The organism is Fulverythrobacter fulvus (genome assembly GCF_037154085.1).
GTDB lineage: Bacteria > Pseudomonadota > Alphaproteobacteria > Sphingomonadales > Sphingomonadaceae > Andeanibacterium > Andeanibacterium fulvum.
Window position 1 is genome coordinate 675409 of the sequence record NZ_JBANRM010000002.1, and the last position, 17159, is coordinate 692567.

Genomic DNA, 17159 nt, shown 5'->3' on the forward strand with positions numbered 1-17159 from the left:
TCAGCGCGGCGCCTCGGTCTGTTCGACCAGCTGGGCGACGAGGTCCTCGATCTGACGGCCCTCGATCTCGGCCACGGGGGAGAGCAGCAGGCGGTGGCGCAGCACGGCGGTGGCCAATGCCTTCACATCGTCGGGCAGCACATAATCGCGGCCGGACAAGGCGGCGCGGGCGCGGGCGGCATTGGCCATCAGCACGGCCGCGCGAGGGGAGGCTCCGCTCGCCAGTTCGGCGGTCTCGCGCGTGGCGCGCACCAGCCGCACGATATAGTCGATTACTTCCTGCGCCAGCGTCACGGTCTTGGCGGCACTGGCCACGGCATTGAGGGTCGCGGCATCGGTCACCCGCGAGACGCCGAAATCCGCCGGATGGGGCGGGCCGCTGCGCTCGCCGAAGCGGGCGACGATCGCGGCCTCTTCCTCGGCGCTGGGATAGGGGATCAGCAGCTTGAACAGGAAGCGGTCCAGCTGTGCCTCGGGCAGGGGATAGACGCCCTGATTCTCGATCGGGTTCTGGGTCGCCACCACCATGAAGTGATTGGGCAGTGCGTGGGTTTCGCCATCCAGCGTCACCCGGCGTTCCTGCATCGCTTCCAGCAGGGCGGCCTGCGTCTTGGGCGGGGTGCGGTTGATTTCGTCGGCCAGCAGCAATTCGCAGAAGATCGGCCCGCGCGTCAGAGTGAACTGGCTGGTCTGGAAGTTGAACAGGTTGGAGCCGAGAATATCGCCCGGCAGCAGGTCCGGCGTGAACTGGATGCGCCCGAAATCGAGGCCGAGCGTCTGGGCGAAGCATTGGGCCAGGAAGGTCTTGGCGGTTCCCGGCGGGCCTTCCAGCAGCACATGGCCCTGGCTGACCAGCGCGATCAGCAGATGCTCGATCGTGTCGTGCTGGCCCACCACCGCCTTGGCCATTTCGGCGCGGATGGAGTCCGCCAGCGCGCGGACGTCTGCAAGCGTCGTGGTCATCGGGCAAGCTTCCTTTCGATGGTCTTCAGCGCATGCGCATGGCGCAGCAATTCGTGCGGCGTGCGCGCGGCGCGCAATGCCTCGGCATGGATAGTGAAATCGGCCGGTTCGATCCCGCGCCGTTGGAGCAGGCGGTCGATCTCGCTTTCCGTATGGCTCGCATCGCCGCCGGGCCTGATCCCCAGCAGATGCGCCACGCGGGCACGCAGGATCGCGGCATAAGGCGCGCCCAGCAGATAGAGGCGCTTGGAACGCTGGATCAGGGCTGCGCCATTGGTGGCCAGCTGCCGCTTGCCGAAAGCGAAGACGGGCATGGCGGCCACGGGCGGGCCGAAGCGCCGCAGTGCCCGCCACGCCACCACGATGGCGGCAATGATGAAGCACAGGGTCGCGGCCAGGAAGGGCGGAGTGAAGGCCAGGGTCAGCAGGTTGGGCTGCTGGCCCAGCCCGTTCAGCGTAAGGTCGAAGGCCACGGGCAGGTCGTAATCTTCCAGCGCGGCGCTTACGATGGTCAGCGCCAGCATCGCCCGGTCCCGGTCGGCAAGGGCGTAATTGTTCATCAGATCGGGCTCGGCCACGATCACGACCGGCCACAGGTCCTCATCGGCGCTGTCCTCGCTATTGGGCTCGATTTCGGCCCATGCGGACAGGTCGGGATAATAGCCGCCATCGTTCCAGAACCCCGCCAGCGTCCTGCCATCGGCGGCGCGCACCAGCGGGACCATGGCATTGGAAGTCAGCGACTGGACCGATTGCGGATCGGGCAGGGTGCCGCGCTGGCCCAGCCCCTGCCAGGCGACAGGCGCGCCGGGCGCTCCCTTGCCGATCGAGGCTTTCATCATCCCCTTGGTGCCGATCTCTTCCGCCCATTCCGGGCTTTGTGCGCCGAACAGGAAGACCCAGCCATCCTCGGCCTTCACCCCGGCGGATTTCGGCACGGGAAAGGCCTGCCATTTCGGCAGCACCAGCAGCGTCGGCCCGGTGCGGCGATGTTCGGAGATGATGAGGTTGATCTCTTCCGCATCGGCATGGACCGGCGGGGTCAGCACCAGCAGGGCATCGGGATCGCGATTGGCGGGGTTGCGGATGAAGCTGACTTCATTGCCGCGCTTTTCCAGCAGTTCCGCCAGCGCGGAATAGCCGTTGATCCCGTCGCCCGCCGCATGGCCGCCGCCGTCATTGCCGGTATCGCCCATCGCGCCGGCACCCATGAAATAGAGCGCGGCGATAAAGGCGAGGGCGCCGAACAGCAGCAGGCCGAGAACCGCCTTGCCCGAAAAGGGCGCGGGCGAAGCGGAGGCAGGCCCGGCGCTCATGCCGGGGCCCGACCGCGGAAATCGGCCAGTGCGAAATCGGCATAGGCAGCGCGGGCGGCCAGCCAGTCTTCCGATTCGAGGCGCCGCAAGGCGAACAGGCTGCGCTCCACCCGTTCGGCAATGATGGCAAAGGCGCGGCGGGCACTATCGGGCAGGGCGGGCAGGGCTGCGATCTCGCGCGCGGTGCTCGACGGTTCGAGCCAGTCCGGCCGGGCATCCGCGATCTGGCCGACGCTGCGCTGGAGCAGCAGGTGAGTCGCCTCGTCGAAACGGCCTTCCGCCGCCAGCCTGTCGGCATCTTCCAGCAGGGCGAGGGCTGCGCCGCGTTCCGGCACCCAGCCGTTATCGGTGGCCGCGATATCCTTTCGGCCAAACCGGATGCGCGCGACAGGCGCCAGCAGCCGCCACAGCAACGCCAATACAGCCAGCGCGGCCAGCCCCAGCAGGACCCACTTGAACACCGGCCAGGACACGCCCAGCGCATCTGCCGCAGGACGCAACAGTTCGGCCAGCCATTTGAGAAAACGCACCAGCCAGTCAGGCGGCGGAGCCCGCTCGGGCATCTGCACCGGGGCGAACTGGATCTCGCCATTGGCGCGCACGGCTTCCCAATCGCGCACCGCATCGGATGCGGACCCGGCAGCCGTCCCCCCAGCGATTTCGCCCGATGCCCTCGTCACGGGCCGAGTGGTGGCATGGCCGGGCGGGCCACGCAAGCAACGACTGGGGCCGATGCGGGATCAATGGGATAATGCGTATCGACCGGTCGATACGCCAGCCGGTGGGGGCAACCTAGCCGCGTTCGCGGGCCATGCGATAGCTGCCCAGCAGCCGCACTTCCTTGGAATGGAACTTCAGTTCTTCCAGCGCGCGGTCCACATTGGGCTCGCCCGGGCGGCCGACGATGTCGACGAAGAACATGGTCGCGGCGAAGCTGGCGCCCGCCTGATAGCTTTCCAGCTTGGTCATGTTCACGCCATTGGTCGCAAAGCCGCCCAGCGCCTTGTACAGGGCAGCGGGCACGTTCTTCACTTCGAAGACGAAGGTGGTCATCGCCGGTTCGTCTTCCAGCGTTGCCGGGTCGAGCGGCTCTTTCGCCAGCAGGACGAAACGCGTGGTGTTGTCATCCGCGTCGGCCACGCCTTCCGCCGCGATGGTCAGGCCATAAAGCTCGGCGGCGATCTTCGGGGCGATGGCACAGGCCTTGGGATCGCCCATTTCCTTCACATAGGCAGCCGCGCCCGCAGTATCGGCATAGGCCATCGGCACGATGTCGTGGCTGCGCAGATAATGGCGAGTCTGGCCCAGTGCCTGCGGGTGACTAAAGGCCGCCGTATAGGGGCCGGGGCCGATTCCCATCACCGTATACGTGATCGGCAGGAAATATTCCCCGACAATGGACAGCCCGCTTTCGGGCAGCAGGAAATGAATATCCGCCACGCGGCCATGCTGCGAATTCTCGATCGGGATGATCGCGGCCCCGGCGCGGCCGGCCTTCACTGCGTCCAGCGCGTCTTCGAAGCTGAAGCAGGGCAAAGGCAGGCATTCCGGCGCATATTCCAGCGCGGCGCGGTGGGAATTGGCGCCCGGAGCGCCCTGAAAGGCGATCGCGCGCGCGGGATCTTCGGCCGCCGAAGCGGTCATCTGCTCGACCAGGGCGAGCGCGGGGGCAGGGAAGCTGTGCATTGCGCCAAGCGCCTAAACGCAGTGGGCTGTGCGAACAAGTCACGTTGACACTTGCGAAGCGCGCGGGGGCTGACTAGAGCGGCGCCCAAACTCCAATCGCCCGGACAGATCACGGATGACCGACCGTTTCAACACCTTTGCCGGATGGCTTCTCTTTTCAGGCATCGTGGCCCTTGGCCTTTCGATCCTGAGCGGCATGTATTTCCAGGCCGACAAGCACCACCGTCCGCACGAGATGGGCTTCCCGATCGCTGGCGTCGCGGAAGAAGGCGCGGGCTCCGGCCCGTCGCTCAACACCCTGCTTGCAGCAGCCGATCCCGCCAAGGGCGAGAAGATCTTCTCCAAGTGCGTTTCCTGCCACACGATCGATCAGGGCGCTGCCAACGGCATCGGCCCGAATCTCTTCGCTGTCGTGGGTGAAGGCATTGCCCAAGGCCGCGGCGGCTTCGCTTTCTCGAGCGCGCTTGCCGGTCATGGCGGCGAGTGGACCTTCGAAAACCTCGACGCATGGCTGAAGAGCCCGCGTGCCTTCGCCGATGGCACGAAGATGAGCTTCGCCGGCCTTTCCAACCCGGAAGACCGCGCCAACCTGATCGCGTTCCTCAACACCAAGGGTTCGAACCTGCCGCTTCCGGCTGCCGACGCTCCGGCCGAAGATGCCGCTGCTGCTCCGGCCGAAGGCGAAGCGCCTGCCGCCGAGGGTTCGGAAGCTCCGGCTGCTGCGGAAGCGACCCCGGCTGCCAAGTAAGGCTGCCGCATCAACCAAATTGAAAAGGGCGGGGTAATTCCCGCCCTTTTTGTTTGTCGTTCGGGTTGTTTACAGGGACGGCTGACGGTGCTTGCCCACTCGTCACCCCGAGCTTGGTTCAGCATCCCTCCTTGTTCTTCCGTCGTCCCGGGCTTGACCCGGGACCGCTGGCCAGCTTGAGCCAATAACGCCAGCGATCCCGGCGTTCGCCGGGATGACAAGTAGGTCCTTGGCTCAGTGGAACAGGGCCCACCCAAGTTCGGGGTTAAAGCGCCCCCTCAGCGCCCCTTGAAGCCCTGCGCGATCACGTACCATTCGGATGAGCCCTTGCGGCTCGCAGGCGGCTTGGCGTGCTTCACCGTGGCGAATTTCTGCTTGAGCAGGGTCAGCAGGTCCGGATCGGTACCGCCCGCAAACACCTTGGCCACGAAGGCGCCGCCCGGCGCCAGCGTCTGGATCGCGAAATCGGCGGCGGTTTCCACCAGCCCCATGGTGCGCAAATGGTCGGTCTGCTTGTGGCCCACCGTATTGGCGGCCATGTCCGACAGGACGAGGTCCGGCGCGCCGTCCAGGGCCGATTCCAGTGCCTCGGGCGCCTCGTCGGCCATGAAGTCCATCTGGAAGATGGTCACGCCTTCGATCGGTTCGGTCGGCAGCAGGTCGATGCCCACGATGGCCGCGCGCGGGGCCACTTTGCGCACCACCTGGCTCCAGCCGCCCGGCGCGATGCCCAGGTCGACCACGCGCTGTGCGCCTTTCAGCAGGCCGAATTTCTCGTCCAGCTCGATCAGCTTGTAGGCCGCGCGGCTCCGATAGCCCTCGGCCTTGGCCTGCTTCACGTAAGGATCGTTCAGCTGGCGGGAGAGCCAGCGATTCGACGAAGCCGTGCGGCCGCGTGCGGTCTTCACCCGCTTTTCTGGATTGCGTCCCGATCGGGTCACGATGCCTGCCTTTTCGTCCGGCGCAGATGGGCGCGCGCCTGTTCGCCTTCATTGTCGGCGCTCATCAGGCTGCGCAGAATGCCTTCGCGAATCCCGCGATCGGCTACCCCAAGCCTCTCGGCGGGCCAAATGTCCAGAATCGATTCGAGAATCGCACAGCCGGCCACCACCAGATCGGCCCTTTCGTTGCCGATGCAGGGCAATTGCCGCCGCTCGGCCGGAGAAAGAGTGGACAGCCTGCCGCTGATGGAGCGCATCGAATCGGCCGGTACGATCAGGCCATCCACGGCCTTGCGGTCATATTGCGGCAGGTCGAGATGGACGCTGGCCAGTGTCGTCACTGTGCCGCTGGTGCCCAGCAGCCGCAGATCGGGCGCGCGGGCGGAGGCAATGCGCTCCGCGAAGGGGGCAAAGCTCTCGCTCACCAGCCGGCGCATTTCGGCATAGCGCGCTTCCCGCTTCTGGGCGGAGGATTCGTCATGCCCGCAGGTTTCCGTGAGCGACACCACACCCCAGGGAACGCTCTGCCAGTCGACGATCTCTGGGATCGGGCCGCCCTGCTCGATCAGCACGAGTTCGGTCGACCCGCCGCCGATATCGAAGATCACGGCCGGTCCCTTGCCGTCTTCCAGCAGGATGTGGCAGCCCAACACGGCGAGGCGGGCTTCTTCCTCGGCAGTGATGACATTGAGCACGATGCCTGTTTCGCGCTTCACCCGCTCGATGAATTCCTGGCCATTGGTGGCGCGGCGGCAGGCTTCTGTCGCGACCGAGCGGGCGAGGTGGACATTGCGGCGCTTGAGCTTTTCGGAACAGACGCGCAGCGCGCCGACGGCCCGGTCCATTGCCTCGTCCGATAGGCGGCCGGTCTGCGCCAGGCCTTCGCCCAGCCGCACTACGCGGCTGAAGGCATCGATGACGGTGAAATTATTGCCGGAAGGCCGCGCGATCAGCAGGCGGCAATTATTGGTGCCCAGATCGATCGCAGCATAGGAATTTCGCGGAAGCATTCCGCCGCGGGGGGCCGGACTGGGCTGAAACATGGCGGGCTTGGCGCGTGCGCTGCCGGGTTCGGGCGCATTGGCCCTTGCTTCCTGCTTGTCGCCGGAAGCGCGGGATTGCTTGCCTTCCGGTCCGGCGCTGCGGGATTTGCCCTGCCGCTTGCCCCGGCCCGATCGTCGCGCAGCGGCCCGCTGCCTGTCCGGCGGAGAGATATCCGCCATACTCGAATTCTTTCTTGTTCTTATGCCCGCCCTTCAAAGGGGGGTACCTGCCGTCCAAGCTAGCGCCATGCGGGGTAGGGAGCAAGCGGCGCGAAAGAACAGGGCAAGGTGGGGTTGACCAAGCGGGGAAGCAGCCGTAGAGGCCGCCCCGCACTGCCCCGTCGTCTAATGGTAAGACTACGGATTCTGATTCCGTCTATCGAGGTTCGAATCCTCGCGGGGCATCCAATCTTCTTCGCATTATCCAGTCCTTTCAGGGGTTTGGGATTTCGCGCTGGCTAACCTTTTGGAATGGTTAGCCATTACCTTGCTCATTGCGGCGTCTGCGCGGGCTGCGTGGGAATCGTCTCCGGCGTAGCGGCGGTACTCTTTCACGGTCTTGTGGCCGGTGATCGCCATGCCTTCTTCGTCGGTGCAGCCTGCTTCGCGGCAGCGCCTTGCGGCTGATTTTCTCAGGCCGTGGGGGGAGCAGTGGGGCAGGCCGGCTTCGACGCAGGCCTTCTTGATCATCTGGTAGAAGCTCTTCGGCGTGATCACGTCGCCGCGTCGCGACTCCAGCAGGTAGGTGTTTCCAAGCGGGCCGGCTTCCAGCGCCTGGCGGAGGGGCTCCACCACGGGCACGCTCACGGCGTTGCTCGTCTTGCTCTGCATCAGGTCAATACGATCGCCGGCGATGGCCTGGTGCGTCATGGTGCGGATGTCGCCGCTGCGCTGTGCGCCGTAGAGCAGCAAGGCGAAGGCGAGGCGTTCCCTGGTGCCCAGCGGCCAGCGCGCTTCGTATGCGGCCAGTTCTTCCTCGGTCCAGCGGTGGTAGCCTTCGCTGTTTGCCACCCTGGGCGGTTTGGTGTCCTTGATCGGATCGAAATTGTAGGGGACGATCTTTGCCCGCCGGGCGACGATGAACAGCTGAGTGAGCAGCTTGCGCAGGCGGATGGCGGCATGCGGTGTTTCGCGCATCGCGGTCATCAACCGGGAAATCCGGTGCGCATCGAAGCGCATCATCGGATCTTCGCCGAAGGCCGCGCGGAAACGTTCCAGCACGCCGCGATAGACCACCTGCGTTGCAGGGCGCAGATCGAGGAAGGCCGTGTCCGCGTAATAGCGGGCGATCACATCGGAGACGCTGCCCGGCCGGACGCGATCCACGCCCACACGCAAAGGCTCTGCCTCAAGGCAGGCGGCATATTCCCGCTCGAACTCCTTCGTGCCGTAGGGCGCCTTGAAATAGTGCGTGTCATAGCCCTTGCGGCGGAAACGCCAGCGGCGCTTGCCGTGGCGATCCTTGAAGCTGGTGACGTAAGGATAGGTTTTGCGCTTCATCGGCTGCCGTAGGCCTCGATACGGGTGTCCAGATCGTCCTCGGCCTCCACCACGTGGGCGAGGATGGGTGAGATGGTGAAAGTGAGGCCGCCGAGCGCATCCACGCGGCCACGGAAGGACACGCCTTCTTCTCGCGCTACCCGCGCCATGCGGCGCAGATCCCGTTCGGAGAGGAGCGCGCGCCTGCTCTTGCGCGGTAGCGCGGGGATGCTGGCGTGGGCGTTCAAAGCAATGCCTCCTGACAGCCGGCAGAGGCTCGTTCTTCCTGCAGCAGGCGGAGCGCGGCCCATTGATCCTCGTAAGCCGGATAGTCGGCATCGCGCTCAAGGCGGCGGCGGCAGGCGGGAATCCAGCGGTGGCGGGTGTCGTGCTGGCCGGGTTGCCAGATCACGAGGGAATAGGCGGTGGCGGAGCTGGCCTTGCGCGGCTCCAGCGTAATGGGATCCACGTTGAAGGGATCCGGGGCGCCGGAGCGGATCAGGCGGCCGCGCAGAAGCACTACGCGCTCGACGTAAGTCACAATGAAGGATGGCCGGATATGCGGCCGGAAAAGGGCCTCGTAGCGCTTGTCGCCCTCTGTGAAGGCTCCACGTACGAACATGACGACACCGCGCCGTGCGCGCTCGATCGCGCGGGCCACGAATTGTTCGGCCAGCAGGAAGGGCGGGTTCGTGAAGATCCAGTCCGGCATGGCGAAGGGCGGGCCATGCGAGAGAAAATCATGGATCTGGTGATCGGGGGCGTAGCGATAGATGTCGCTGGCGATCACGTGGGCAAAGTATTCCGCAAGCGCGCGGGCCATGAACAGCTCGCCGCAGGCGGGTTCCCAGCAGGTCTGGCCGGTCAGGTCCTCGCCCAGTTCCTCCGCGAGGAATTCGCAGGCAGCGCGCACGGCCCAAGGCTGGGTTGGGAAGTAATCCAGTTCGTCAGGTGCAGGGGCGCGGCGTTGCATGACCGCTGTGGATCGGTTTCCGTTCACGCAGCACTCCGCTGCATGAAGTCCCGCACTTTCTTCTCGATGTCGGCGCGGGGGTTGAGGCCGTTGCGGAGGCGGAAGATCAGGCTTTCGTTGACGCCGGCCCTTGCGCAGATGGCGCGCAGGCCGGTGCGGTGGGTATGGCGGTAGCGTTCCATATCATCGAGCAGTAACTCGCCCCGAGTGCGTGTCTGCACCAATCGGAAGCGGGCGCCATGGTTGGGGCCGGGCCAGCTGGCGTTGCGGGTGAGCATCGGGCGGTCCTCAGGGTTGGGGGCGCAGCCGGTGGGGCTGCGGGATGGGGATGTGGAAGAGCGGGGCGCCGTTTGGGGCCTGGGGGATGGCCACGGGCACCAGCAGTTCGATCGCGCGGGGGCGGCGGAAGAGGCGGCGGAGGGCGCCCTGGCGTTCCAGCGTGCGCAGGACGCGCCAGACGCCGGTTTTGTTCATGGTGCCGACGCCGCGCGCAATCTCGCGCAGGGTGGGCGAAATGCCATCGTGGGCGAGCTGATAGCCGCGGATGTAGCGCAGCACGCTGAGCTGGCGGCGGGAGGCGCGGTAGGGGCGCATCAGGGGAACTCCGGCGGGGTGGACAGCAGGGCGAAGGCGCAGCCCATCAGGGCGGCGAGGATCAGGGCCGAGGCCATGAAGGCGACATCGCGCAGGCTCATGGCAGCAGGCCTTCCGCGCGCAGCAGCAGGCCGAGGGCGAGGTTCTTGAAGAACACCGGCGCGGCGAAGGCGGCGACCAGGCCGCAAGTGCCGAGGATGGCGAGCTGGGCGCGCAGGGCCCATTTCTCCACCCGGCGATTGAGCATGGCTAGGCGCTGATCCTGCACGGCCCAATCGACGCCGATGAATTCGGGCGGGCGCGGGTTCACGCCGCCCGCCGCGCCAAAGGGATGCCGGTGATCCCGGAGAGGCGCAGAGCCTCGTCACAATCGTCGCACAGCAGGCCGTGGCCGGGATGGACGGCCCAGCCCGGTGGAGTGCCGCCGCCATGGTGCGCGCGGGCGCAGCGGGCGTATTCATGCACGATGGCGGTGGGAAGGGGCGCACGGCGGGCGGGGGAGGCGCGGCGGGCCATCAGTCCAGCCCCAGCGCGCTGCGATAGGTTTCAAGGACGAGGTCCATCGCGCGGCGATCGTCAGGCCGCAATTTCCGCAGCTTCACGATCTGGCGCATGATCTTGGGATCGAAGCCCACGGCCTTCGCTTCGGCATAGACGTCGCGGATATCGTCGGAGATACCCTTCTTCTCTTCCTCAAGGCGCTCCACGCGCTCGATCAGCAGGCGCAGGCGATCATCGGTGGCTTCGGCCATGTTACTCTCCGGTGCAGGGTGTGAGGGGGTCTGACGGGGCGAGCGGCTCGCCGTGGTCAGGGAACATGCAGAGCTGGTTGGGATCGTGTTCCGGCACCGGCACAGGGGCGGGGCCCGCGCTGGGCGGCGCGAAGACCTTGCGCTGCAGGTCAGCCGGGGCGAGCGGCAGATCGAGCGCATGGGTGATGCCGGAAGGGCTGATCACGTATTCGAAGGACAGCTGCATCCGCCACGACATGGCGCAATCGATGTTGCTGCAGCGGCACCACATGGTCTTGACCAGCGGGGTCACCCGCTCGCTGCCATGGATAGTGGCATCGGCATTGCAGACGGGGCAGATCACCGTGCCGCGCTTGATCTTGGCGCGCCCATGGCGGCCTTCTGCGTGGCGCGAGGGCAGGACGCCTTCGCCGCTCATCAGCGATCCCTCCCGGCGCGGGCGGTGGCGCGGGCAGCAAGGGCAGCCTCGATCTCTGCAGCGATCTCCACCAGCCTGCGCGCACCCGGCAGGCGCTGGGCGGCCTCGCAGGGGTCCACGTCCAGATCATCGGCCAGATCTTCGGCAATGCCGGAAATCAGATTGCCTGCCTCGCTGGAGAGGTTGGCAATGTGGCGGTTCCATTCACCTTCGCCGGGGAAGGCGCGGGGCAGCGGCACGAGGACAAAGCCCTGCCGCCGTGCGAGGTGGCGCGTCATCACCGGGTGGCCGGGCTTGCCATGAGTGACAGCCTCCAGCGCCTCGATCACGCGGGCGGGCATCGAATCCCGGTCTGACTTGGAATAATAGCGGTGCAGCTGGCTGGTGGAGAGGCCGGTTTCCTCGGCGCAGGCTTCCAGCCCGCCGGCATCTTCGATCAACTGGCGTGCGCGTTCGGCCTGCCGCTGTTCCTGGGCGGGGAGGTTCATGCGTGGGTTCCGTTCCGGGGGTGGGGGGAAGTCAGGCGGAAAGCTCCCGCTGACCGGCCAATTGCGGCGCGATAGGTGAAAGGCGGGCGAGCGACGGAAGGGGCACAGGGGGCTAAACCCCCTCCGCCGCCCGCCCTGAGGTGAGCCGGGACTGCATTTGAGGGAGAAGGCCCGGCTCGGGTCACCTGGTGAAAGAAATTCATGCCGATGCCCCCGCGCGGCGATCAGTGCCGGTCCAGCGGGCATCGGGGGCAGGAGGGTATCCGCGTGGGTAGATGTCAGGCCGCAGATCGTGGCGGGAGACGCCGTAAAGGGCTTCTGCCGTGAGGACGTATTCGGCAGGCAGGCGCTTGGAGGATTGCAGCCATTTCCACACCGCCGTCTGCGAGACGCTGAGCGCGCGGGCGAGGGCGCTTTGCGAGCCGGCCTTCTCGACCAGAGCTTCGAGCGCTTCGAACGGTGTGAACCGGGCTGACATCTCAGTGGGCCGCATTCCGACCGGACAGGTTTTCGATGGAGTCGGCCCGAAGCCACACGCAGGCAGTGTCATAGCCTTCTGCATGGCCAGGCATGCGATCCCGCGATCCCGGCCCGCCCGGCGCGAGACGCCACACGATGGAGCTGAAGGTGGGCCACAGTTCTATCGCGCGATCGGCGAAGCCCAGCAGCCAGTAGGCGCGATAGCTCAGCCCTGCAGTCAAGCCGGAGGGCGGGTCGAAATATTCGGACTCAGTGGCGATGGCGGTCAGGAGTTTCATGCGCGGCTTCCTCTTGGTTGGAGGGCTATATCAATAGGCATAGCTAAAACTAATGATTTAGCCATGTCAATGCCTAAAGTTGGGTGGCGCGCTAAAACCAATGATGTAGCGTCGGTGGCTGATGTTTCGTGGTGATCGCCTAGAAGAGCTGCTGATCGCGCTTGGATTGTCACAATCCGAGCTGGCGCGACGCGTTGGCGTCTCGCAAACGGTGATCTACAAGCTCGTCAGCGGACAATCGCAGGGATCAAAGTATATCCACCGGATCGCCAGCGAGCTGGGAACATCGGCGGAATATTTGATGGGCGAAACCGACGATTCCGCGCCGCATGGAGGCGTGCCGACGCCGCCCAGCGCGACCAACAAGGCTGCAGTCAAAGGGGTTGGCGAGGCCGCCGATCTGGTCGAATTGCACGAGTTCGACGTGTCGTTCGGACTTGGCGCGTCATTCATTCATGACGTGCCGGTTACCGGCAAGAAGCGGGTCTTCTCGCGCGCATGGGTGCGCCAGTTCACCGAATCCCCGATGGAGCATTTGTTCTTCGCCACCGGCACCGGGGATTCGATGATGCCCACCATCCTCGATTCCGACGTGGTGCTGATCGACAGTTTCGACCGCACTCCGCGCTTTGCCGACAAGATCTGGGCGATCGAGATCGGCGGGCTGGGATCGATCAAGCGCCTGCGGCCGACCAAGGACGGCTCCGGAATGATCCTGATTTCATCGAACCCCGATGTGCCCGATGACGTGGCCTACGACGGCGAGATGCAGATCATCGGCCGGGTGGCGGGGATATTTCGGAAGACTTAGTGCCTGAGCCGTTGGGCCGGCCAGAGCATCGGGGGGATCATGGCTGAATCAATATCGTTCCGGGTGAAATCCTGGTCGGAACCCGGACAGTTGCATGTCGTGACAGTGGGCGACGAATGCAGCTGCGATTGCACCGGCTTCGCGCTTCACAAATTCTGCCGCCACCTTGATGCCGTGCTGGTGCATGGCGAGCGTTTCATGGTGCCGGAGGAAGATCGGCCTGCAGCGGAAGCGGCGATGAAACTGGCGGGAGGAAGCCTGTCGGCGCCCGAAGGATGGCAGGCCAGCTGGCGCCGGGATTATGCCTGGCGGGGGCTGCATCGGTCACGCCCCTCCATCAATCCCCGAACCAGCGGCAAGCCGTTGGTGTGCTTCACAGGGCGCCTGCTTGACCAGAATGGGCAGCATCGGCAACGCGACGATTGGGAAGCCGAAGCGCAGGCCAATGGCTGGGATACGACAGACGATCCCAGCCCATTCACGGATGTGCTGGTCGCCGCCGATCCGATGGGCAGCAGCTCGAAAATCAAGAAGGCGCGGGCCAGCAATACCGTGATCGTTTCGGCCGGTGAGTGGTCGGAGATCATGACGGATGGGGTTTTGCCGGTCTGCTGAGCATGGGGTGAGGAAGGTATAGCAAAGCCAAGGGGGGGCTTAATGGGGGTGATGTTCGAGGATCTGCGCGTAACGCCGCATATGTCGGCGGGGCGTCGAAATCGCTGCTTTTGCGGGACAAAATGGCTCAGACGCCGCGTGCACCACAGAATTGGACAATTCGCGTGCTAATACTTCACTGGAACTCGGGCCCTTCAAAGGGTTTTAGCGACTTGTACCCGTCTAGCTGGCTTCGAAGTGACGGGAGTTACCCTCGCCGAGAACACAACGTCCGGGGTCCAAGGGGCGGTCTCTATCCTGCTCGATGCACTGTTCAGATTCAAGGCGCGATAGTCGAGTTCGATTATGGGGGCGAGCATGCCCGCTTTAACGAAGAGCACCACTTCATTGGCGTTCTTCGTATCCATTTCGCAGACCCTGGCCGAAGCAAGGTGATTAAGGTCCTTTGGCGCGATGAGGGAACTGACGAGTTCAGGGTAGAAGATGTCGACGCCTTTGAGGTCGACGTTCCGCTGGAGGCACTCTACGAATTTGATCCAGTTGATCTGAAGGATGGCCGACGCAGGATCCAGCAAATGGTTGTCCTTCGGAGGGGGCAACCCAAGTTCCGGAGCGCATTGATGGTCGCATACGAGGGTCGCTGCGCAATCTCCGGGTGTGATGTCCGGGAAGTGCTCGAAGCGGCCCATATCATGCCATATCTCGGAGAAGAGACGAACGACGTTAGAAATGGCCTGCTCCTGCGAGCCGACCTCCACACTCTGTTCGACCTCGGACTTCTGAAGATTGGACCTGACTATAAAATCTCAGCCGAAGCTCACATCGTGGAGGAATTCAATCTGCCAGCTGAATTGAAGCATCTGCCGGCAGAGGAGCAATTTCGCCCGTCGACAAAGGCACTGGCGCTGAAATGGGAATAAGGCCAGCTCACAAAGTCAGATGCACAAATCACTGCGCGTGACTGGCAATGCGGTAATGAACATACCCTTCAATTAGCGTCCCGCAGAACTTTCTGGCCCAATCGATCTCGTCTTGAGTTGCTTTTCGCAAATTGTCGCGTTTGCCTCTGTGCCTGCCTTCCAGAAGCGGGTCTTCATTTGCCATGCGGCCGAACTTGGACCAATCCGCGCTGCTTATAGTGAGTGCGGCTTTGGCCTGGGCGTCACTCCCAAATTCGGAGGCCAGCGCGTCGCGAACTTCGTAGAGGTGAATTAGAAAATTGTCGGGATCTCGAAGTGCGTTCTCGATGCTGTCGAGCATGCGCTTCAGCACCCTGTCGGTTTCGTAAAGGCAAGCGATTGCAGCGCGAAATTTCGCGCGGTCAGCCAATCGTTCAGCACGGGTGTCCTGAATGATGTTGCCGGCTGCATCTCGCGAAATCATGTCAGGTGAAGTGCTGAAGAAGCGTATGACTACCGTTTCAGGAAAGGCACATGCGTCAGTACGACCGTCCGGGTGCCTCCGATAGAAACCGGCATGGTTGAGGGTGAATGGCTTCAGGGATTTGACCAACTGAGCGCGGAACTGGGATCGCAGGAAGGCGTCTGCCCGGTCACGGAATTCCCTGCCTTCAGTGTAGAACCGTCCATCGAATTCACCGCTGGCGTTTCCATTGGAAAGTTCAATAGAACCGCCGCTGAAAGAGACAGTGATTGGGACCTCGAAATATTCTTTCGGGGTGTAGGTCCATTCCAGAATTGTGCGGGTTTCGTCTGTCATGAGGCAGACATAGGTACACCGGGAATGGAAGTTAAGGATGAGCGCGCGAACTGCTAGGGTATAGTCCTGATGGCAGCCTGTGCTGCAATGTGGAAATACGTAATTTCACATCTGGCCTTGTGTTGGGCCACACAATGCCGGCGCTGAACCGCACAGGGGGCTGGGCGGATCTGGGCCCGTTACAAGGGGGATTTCATGACTGGTGAAGCTGCGCAGCCGAAGAAGAAAATGGGCTGCCTCAAGATCGGCCTGATCATCGTTGGCGCGTTCATTCTGCTGGGCATTGTCGGCAGCATGGTGGGCGGCGATGGCAGCAGCACTTCGGGCGGAAGTTCGAGCGGCGATAGCGCTGCCCCCGCCAACGCCGAACCGCCAACGGAAGTGACCGCGCAGGAACTGTTCAAAGCATATGAGGCGAACGAAGCCGCAGCGCAGCAGCAATATGGCGACCGGCCGCTGCTTGTTTCCGGAACCATCGAGCGCATCGATCTGGACTTCATGGACAAGCCGGTTGTGGTGCTGCGCACGTCGAACGAATTCCAGAGCGCGCAGGCCTCGCTGACCGAAGACAGCCAGCCGAAGGCCGCTTCGCTCTCAAAGGGCCAGCACGTGAAGTTGCTGTGCCAGGACGTGTCGGAAGTCGTCGGTTCTCCGATGCTCGCCGACTGCGACATCCAGTAAACTAGGGCGGCGGGCGGCCCTCTGACCTTCTCGACCAGTGTGGAGGATGGGGAGGTGCTGCTCGCTCGTTAGATGGTGGCAGTGATAACGTGGCTGAAGCGATGGGGGCGACAGCATTGTGGACATGATTGGCTATCCGTTGCCGAAGGAACTGACCCAAGGCACGATCTTCACTTGTGCGGCGTCTGAGGACTATGGCGACACCGCTCCGCGGGGAATAGTGATCACCGCGCGCTGCGATTTGGCACACGGCAAAGCTTCCGTAATTAGTTATGTACCGCTGATTAACTTCCGTGCGTGGCTGTTTCGGGATGGGCTGAGGTTGCTGGCTTCGCGTGCCCTTGCCGCTAGCCGGGGAGCGATGAAGTCCGCGTTGCGCGATGCTGGGCTGGTTGACTCTTTGCTCGACACGCTCTCCCCGGCAACCGTGCGCGAGCACTTGGGCAAGCTGACCGATAAAGCACAGCAAAGCGCTGCCAAGCGCTTCGCCGACGCTGAGGCAAAGAAGCAGGCTGCAGAGGCAGCTCTCGGAGCTGCGCCAGGGGCGAAGACTGCAGCTGACTTATTCGACGCGCAGCCAAAGGAATATCAGCGGATAATAGAAGAACTTCTGTCGAATGGCATCTCGGATTATCACTTTATCGAGAGTTCCGAACCGGGCGAAGCTTGCGAAGGCTATGTGGCTCTCCTGCGCGAAATACGATATCTCCCTGCAGCATTGGCCGCTGAGTTAAGAGAAGGCATCGACTTTCAACGCTTCGAGCAGATTTGCTGCGATCAGCCGAGATTTGCCGACAAGTTAATAGTAGCCGATGAGGAGCAATACGCGATGCCGGTGGGCATGTTACAATCGCCTTTCATCGAGCTTTTTATGCAGCGCTTTACGGGCCTGTATGCGAGGATCGGCGTCTCCGATTACTCGCCTGACCGATTGAAGGCACTGCGAGCAATCGTCCCCTTTAATTTGGAAGAGGCCGTATGACGTTCCTTGCGATCAGGCGCGACGCTGCTGAGGACATAATTGCGGAACGCGTCCTCCAATCTAACGATTTTTCGGAAGCCAGCCGTCTCGCGCTCCAGCTAAGATCGGGTTCGATAGACGATGTTGGACCGAGAATTTCCACATCGAAGACGAAGCATGGGGTAATTGCTTACGGGAGAAACGTTGCGGAGC

At 63.7% G+C, this 17159-nt stretch carries 26 protein-coding genes, 1 tRNA gene and 1 pseudogene; 8 read left to right on the forward strand and 20 right to left on the reverse strand.

Translation table 11 applies throughout. The features are described 5' to 3' along the window. From WFP36_RS09100 to WFP36_RS09115, 4 genes are all read right to left on the reverse strand, one after another. The gene (locus WFP36_RS09100) at positions 1-963 is read right to left on the reverse strand and encodes an AAA family ATPase (RefSeq protein WP_336979841.1); all 963 of its coding nucleotides are present in this window, start codon (positions 961-963) and stop codon (positions 1-3) included. Then, on the reverse strand, positions 960-2279 hold the full coding sequence (locus tag WFP36_RS09105; protein WP_336979843.1) for a DUF4350 domain-containing protein: 1320 nt from the start codon (positions 2277-2279) through the stop codon (positions 960-962). The genes WFP36_RS09100 and WFP36_RS09105 overlap by 4 nt, the downstream gene beginning before the upstream one ends. Continuing rightward, a complete protein-coding gene (locus WFP36_RS09110) occupies positions 2276-2959 on the reverse strand; it encodes a hypothetical protein (protein WP_336979845.1) in 684 nt (227 codons plus the stop codon). Before WFP36_RS09110 ends, WFP36_RS09105 begins: the two co-directional genes overlap by 4 nt. 112 nt (positions 2960-3071) lie before the next feature. After that, positions 3072-3965: a prephenate dehydratase gene (locus tag WFP36_RS09115; RefSeq protein WP_336979847.1), complete on the reverse strand. Its 894-nt coding sequence runs from the start codon at positions 3963-3965 to the stop codon at positions 3072-3074. A gap of 115 nt (positions 3966-4080) precedes the next feature. Here WFP36_RS09115 and WFP36_RS09120 point away from each other — a divergent pair, with 115 nt between their 5' ends. Next, positions 4081-4713 (forward strand): c-type cytochrome, encoded by a 633-nt coding sequence (locus WFP36_RS09120; protein WP_336979849.1) that lies wholly within the window; start codon positions 4081-4083, stop codon positions 4711-4713. 278 nt (positions 4714-4991) lie between these two features. Here WFP36_RS09120 and WFP36_RS09125 read toward each other — a convergent pair whose 3' ends face one another. Both WFP36_RS09125 and WFP36_RS09130 read right to left on the reverse strand, forming a co-directional pair. Beyond that, on the reverse strand, positions 4992-5654 hold the full coding sequence (locus WFP36_RS09125; protein ID WP_336979851.1) for an RlmE family RNA methyltransferase: 663 nt from the start codon (positions 5652-5654) through the stop codon (positions 4992-4994). Further along, positions 5651-6877, reverse strand: coding sequence for a Ppx/GppA phosphatase family protein (locus WFP36_RS09130; protein ID WP_336979852.1), 1227 nt, complete (start codon positions 6875-6877; stop codon positions 5651-5653). The genes WFP36_RS09125 and WFP36_RS09130 overlap by 4 nt, the downstream gene beginning before the upstream one ends. A 154-nt stretch (positions 6878-7031) precedes the next feature. Here WFP36_RS09130 and WFP36_RS09135 point away from each other — a divergent pair. Then, positions 7032-7105: transfer RNA gene (locus WFP36_RS09135), tRNA-Gln, on the forward strand. Between the two features lie 12 nt (positions 7106-7117). Here the strand turns inward: WFP36_RS09135 and WFP36_RS09140 are convergent. The 12 genes from WFP36_RS09140 to WFP36_RS09195 all read right to left on the reverse strand — a co-directional run bounded on the left by WFP36_RS09140 (position 7118) and on the right by WFP36_RS09195 (position 12159). After that, positions 7118-8197: a site-specific integrase gene (locus tag WFP36_RS09140; protein WP_336979854.1), complete on the reverse strand. Its 1080-nt coding sequence runs from the start codon at positions 8195-8197 to the stop codon at positions 7118-7120. Continuing rightward, entirely contained in the window at positions 8194-8424 is a 231-nt protein-coding gene (locus tag WFP36_RS09145; protein WP_336979856.1) for a hypothetical protein, read from the reverse strand. The genes WFP36_RS09140 and WFP36_RS09145 overlap by 4 nt, the downstream gene beginning before the upstream one ends. After that, complete coding sequence (locus tag WFP36_RS09150) at positions 8421-9149, reverse strand: hypothetical protein (RefSeq protein WP_336979858.1); 729 nt, start codon at positions 9147-9149, stop codon at positions 8421-8423. Before WFP36_RS09150 ends, WFP36_RS09145 begins: the two co-directional genes overlap by 4 nt. Before the next feature lie 23 nt (positions 9150-9172). Continuing rightward, positions 9173-9427, reverse strand: coding sequence for a hypothetical protein (locus WFP36_RS09155; protein ID WP_336979859.1), 255 nt, complete (start codon positions 9425-9427; stop codon positions 9173-9175). Positions 9428-9437: 10 nt separating this feature from the next. Continuing rightward, positions 9438-9743: a LexA family protein gene (locus WFP36_RS09160; RefSeq protein ID WP_336979860.1), complete on the reverse strand. Its 306-nt coding sequence runs from the start codon at positions 9741-9743 to the stop codon at positions 9438-9440. A gap of 97 nt (positions 9744-9840) precedes the next feature. After that, a complete protein-coding gene (locus WFP36_RS09165; protein ID WP_336979861.1) occupies positions 9841-10053 on the reverse strand; it encodes a hypothetical protein in 213 nt (70 codons plus the stop codon). After that, positions 10050-10259: a hypothetical protein gene (locus WFP36_RS09170; protein ID WP_336979862.1), complete on the reverse strand. Its 210-nt coding sequence runs from the start codon at positions 10257-10259 to the stop codon at positions 10050-10052. Before WFP36_RS09170 ends, WFP36_RS09165 begins: the two co-directional genes overlap by 4 nt. Further along, on the reverse strand, positions 10259-10495 hold the full coding sequence (locus WFP36_RS09175; protein ID WP_336979864.1) for a DUF2312 domain-containing protein: 237 nt from the start codon (positions 10493-10495) through the stop codon (positions 10259-10261). The genes WFP36_RS09170 and WFP36_RS09175 overlap by 1 nt, the downstream gene beginning before the upstream one ends. Before the next feature lies 1 nt (position 10496). Then, complete coding sequence (locus tag WFP36_RS09180) at positions 10497-10913, reverse strand: ogr/Delta-like zinc finger family protein (protein WP_336979865.1); 417 nt, start codon at positions 10911-10913, stop codon at positions 10497-10499. Further along, positions 10913-11401: a hypothetical protein gene (locus WFP36_RS09185; RefSeq protein WP_336979867.1), complete on the reverse strand. Its 489-nt coding sequence runs from the start codon at positions 11399-11401 to the stop codon at positions 10913-10915. The genes WFP36_RS09180 and WFP36_RS09185 overlap by 1 nt, the downstream gene beginning before the upstream one ends. A gap of 199 nt (positions 11402-11600) precedes the next feature. Then, a complete protein-coding gene (locus tag WFP36_RS09190) occupies positions 11601-11879 on the reverse strand; it encodes a transcriptional regulator (RefSeq protein WP_336979869.1) in 279 nt (92 codons plus the stop codon). Position 11880: 1 nt separating this feature from the next. Continuing rightward, entirely contained in the window at positions 11881-12159 is a 279-nt protein-coding gene (locus WFP36_RS09195; RefSeq protein ID WP_336979871.1) for a hypothetical protein, read from the reverse strand. A gap of 121 nt (positions 12160-12280) precedes the next feature. Between WFP36_RS09195 and WFP36_RS16810 the strand changes: the two are divergent. The 3 genes and pseudogenes from WFP36_RS16810 to WFP36_RS09205 form a co-directional block, all read left to right on the forward strand. Beyond that, positions 12281-12448, forward strand: a pseudogene (locus WFP36_RS16810) (helix-turn-helix domain-containing protein); the annotation flags it as partial. Between the two features lie 12 nt (positions 12449-12460). Beyond that, on the forward strand, positions 12461-12970 hold the full coding sequence (locus WFP36_RS09200; RefSeq protein ID WP_336979873.1) for a S24 family peptidase: 510 nt from the start codon (positions 12461-12463) through the stop codon (positions 12968-12970). A gap of 39 nt (positions 12971-13009) precedes the next feature. Continuing rightward, positions 13010-13585: a BRCT domain-containing protein gene (locus WFP36_RS09205; RefSeq protein ID WP_336979875.1), complete on the forward strand. Its 576-nt coding sequence runs from the start codon at positions 13010-13012 to the stop codon at positions 13583-13585. 194 nt (positions 13586-13779) lie between these two features. On the opposite strand, the gene WFP36_RS09210 is transcribed toward WFP36_RS09205, so the two are convergent. Then, a complete protein-coding gene (locus tag WFP36_RS09210) occupies positions 13780-14160 on the reverse strand; it encodes a hypothetical protein (RefSeq protein WP_336979877.1) in 381 nt (126 codons plus the stop codon). 45 nt (positions 14161-14205) lie between these two features. Here WFP36_RS09210 and WFP36_RS09215 point away from each other — a divergent pair, with 45 nt between their 5' ends. Beyond that, positions 14206-14505, forward strand: a complete 300-nt coding sequence (locus tag WFP36_RS09215) for an HNH endonuclease (RefSeq protein WP_336979879.1) — start codon at positions 14206-14208, stop codon at positions 14503-14505. A gap of 28 nt (positions 14506-14533) precedes the next feature. Here WFP36_RS09215 and WFP36_RS09220 read toward each other — a convergent pair whose 3' ends face one another. Beyond that, entirely contained in the window at positions 14534-15304 is a 771-nt protein-coding gene (locus WFP36_RS09220) for a hypothetical protein (protein WP_336979881.1), read from the reverse strand. Positions 15305-15499: 195 nt separating this feature from the next. Here WFP36_RS09220 and WFP36_RS09225 point away from each other — a divergent pair, with 195 nt between their 5' ends. Further along, a complete protein-coding gene (locus tag WFP36_RS09225) occupies positions 15500-15985 on the forward strand; it encodes an OB-fold protein (RefSeq protein ID WP_336979883.1) in 486 nt (161 codons plus the stop codon). Between the two features lie 124 nt (positions 15986-16109). Further along, a complete protein-coding gene (locus WFP36_RS09230) occupies positions 16110-16967 on the forward strand; it encodes a hypothetical protein (protein WP_336979885.1) in 858 nt (285 codons plus the stop codon). Positions 16968-17159: the final 192 nt, after the last annotated feature.

What these genes read in the sequence shown, in the direction of transcription:
- WFP36_RS09100 (WP_336979841.1), bottom strand. Translation starts at nt 963, where the DNA reads ATGACCACGACGCTTGCAGACGTCCGCGCGCTGGCGGACTCCATCCGC.
- WFP36_RS09105 (WP_336979843.1), bottom strand. Translation starts at nt 2,279, where the DNA reads ATGAGCGCCGGGCCTGCCTCCGCTTCGCCCGCGCCCTTTTCGGGCAAG.
- WFP36_RS09115 (WP_336979847.1), bottom strand. Translation starts at nt 3,965, where the DNA reads ATGCACAGCTTCCCTGCCCCCGCGCTCGCCCTGGTCGAGCAGATGACC.
- WFP36_RS09120 (WP_336979849.1), top strand. Translation starts at nt 4,081, where the DNA reads ATGACCGACCGTTTCAACACCTTTGCCGGATGGCTTCTCTTTTCAGGC.
- WFP36_RS09130 (WP_336979852.1), bottom strand. Translation starts at nt 6,877, where the DNA reads ATGGCGGATATCTCTCCGCCGGACAGGCAGCGGGCCGCTGCGCGACGA.
- WFP36_RS09140 (WP_336979854.1), bottom strand. Translation starts at nt 8,197, where the DNA reads ATGAAGCGCAAAACCTATCCTTACGTCACCAGCTTCAAGGATCGCCAC.
- WFP36_RS09150 (WP_336979858.1), bottom strand. Translation starts at nt 9,149, where the DNA reads ATGCAACGCCGCGCCCCTGCACCTGACGAACTGGATTACTTCCCAACC.
- WFP36_RS09155 (WP_336979859.1), bottom strand. Translation starts at nt 9,427, where the DNA reads ATGCTCACCCGCAACGCCAGCTGGCCCGGCCCCAACCATGGCGCCCGC.
- WFP36_RS09160 (WP_336979860.1), bottom strand. Translation starts at nt 9,743, where the DNA reads ATGCGCCCCTACCGCGCCTCCCGCCGCCAGCTCAGCGTGCTGCGCTAC.
- WFP36_RS09170 (WP_336979862.1), bottom strand. Translation starts at nt 10,259, where the DNA reads ATGGCCCGCCGCGCCTCCCCCGCCCGCCGTGCGCCCCTTCCCACCGCC.
- WFP36_RS09175 (WP_336979864.1), bottom strand. Translation starts at nt 10,495, where the DNA reads ATGGCCGAAGCCACCGATGATCGCCTGCGCCTGCTGATCGAGCGCGTG.
- WFP36_RS09180 (WP_336979865.1), bottom strand. Translation starts at nt 10,913, where the DNA reads ATGAGCGGCGAAGGCGTCCTGCCCTCGCGCCACGCAGAAGGCCGCCAT.
- WFP36_RS09185 (WP_336979867.1), bottom strand. Translation starts at nt 11,401, where the DNA reads ATGAACCTCCCCGCCCAGGAACAGCGGCAGGCCGAACGCGCACGCCAG.
- WFP36_RS09190 (WP_336979869.1), bottom strand. Translation starts at nt 11,879, where the DNA reads ATGTCAGCCCGGTTCACACCGTTCGAAGCGCTCGAAGCTCTGGTCGAG.
- WFP36_RS09195 (WP_336979871.1), bottom strand. Translation starts at nt 12,159, where the DNA reads ATGAAACTCCTGACCGCCATCGCCACTGAGTCCGAATATTTCGACCCG.
- WFP36_RS09200 (WP_336979873.1), top strand. Translation starts at nt 12,461, where the DNA reads ATGGGCGAAACCGACGATTCCGCGCCGCATGGAGGCGTGCCGACGCCG.
- WFP36_RS09205 (WP_336979875.1), top strand. Translation starts at nt 13,010, where the DNA reads ATGGCTGAATCAATATCGTTCCGGGTGAAATCCTGGTCGGAACCCGGA.
- WFP36_RS09215 (WP_336979879.1), top strand. Translation starts at nt 14,206, where the DNA reads ATGGTCGCATACGAGGGTCGCTGCGCAATCTCCGGGTGTGATGTCCGG.
- WFP36_RS09220 (WP_336979881.1), bottom strand. Translation starts at nt 15,304, where the DNA reads ATGACAGACGAAACCCGCACAATTCTGGAATGGACCTACACCCCGAAA.
- WFP36_RS09225 (WP_336979883.1), top strand. Translation starts at nt 15,500, where the DNA reads ATGACTGGTGAAGCTGCGCAGCCGAAGAAGAAAATGGGCTGCCTCAAG.
- WFP36_RS09230 (WP_336979885.1), top strand. Translation starts at nt 16,110, where the DNA reads ATGATTGGCTATCCGTTGCCGAAGGAACTGACCCAAGGCACGATCTTC.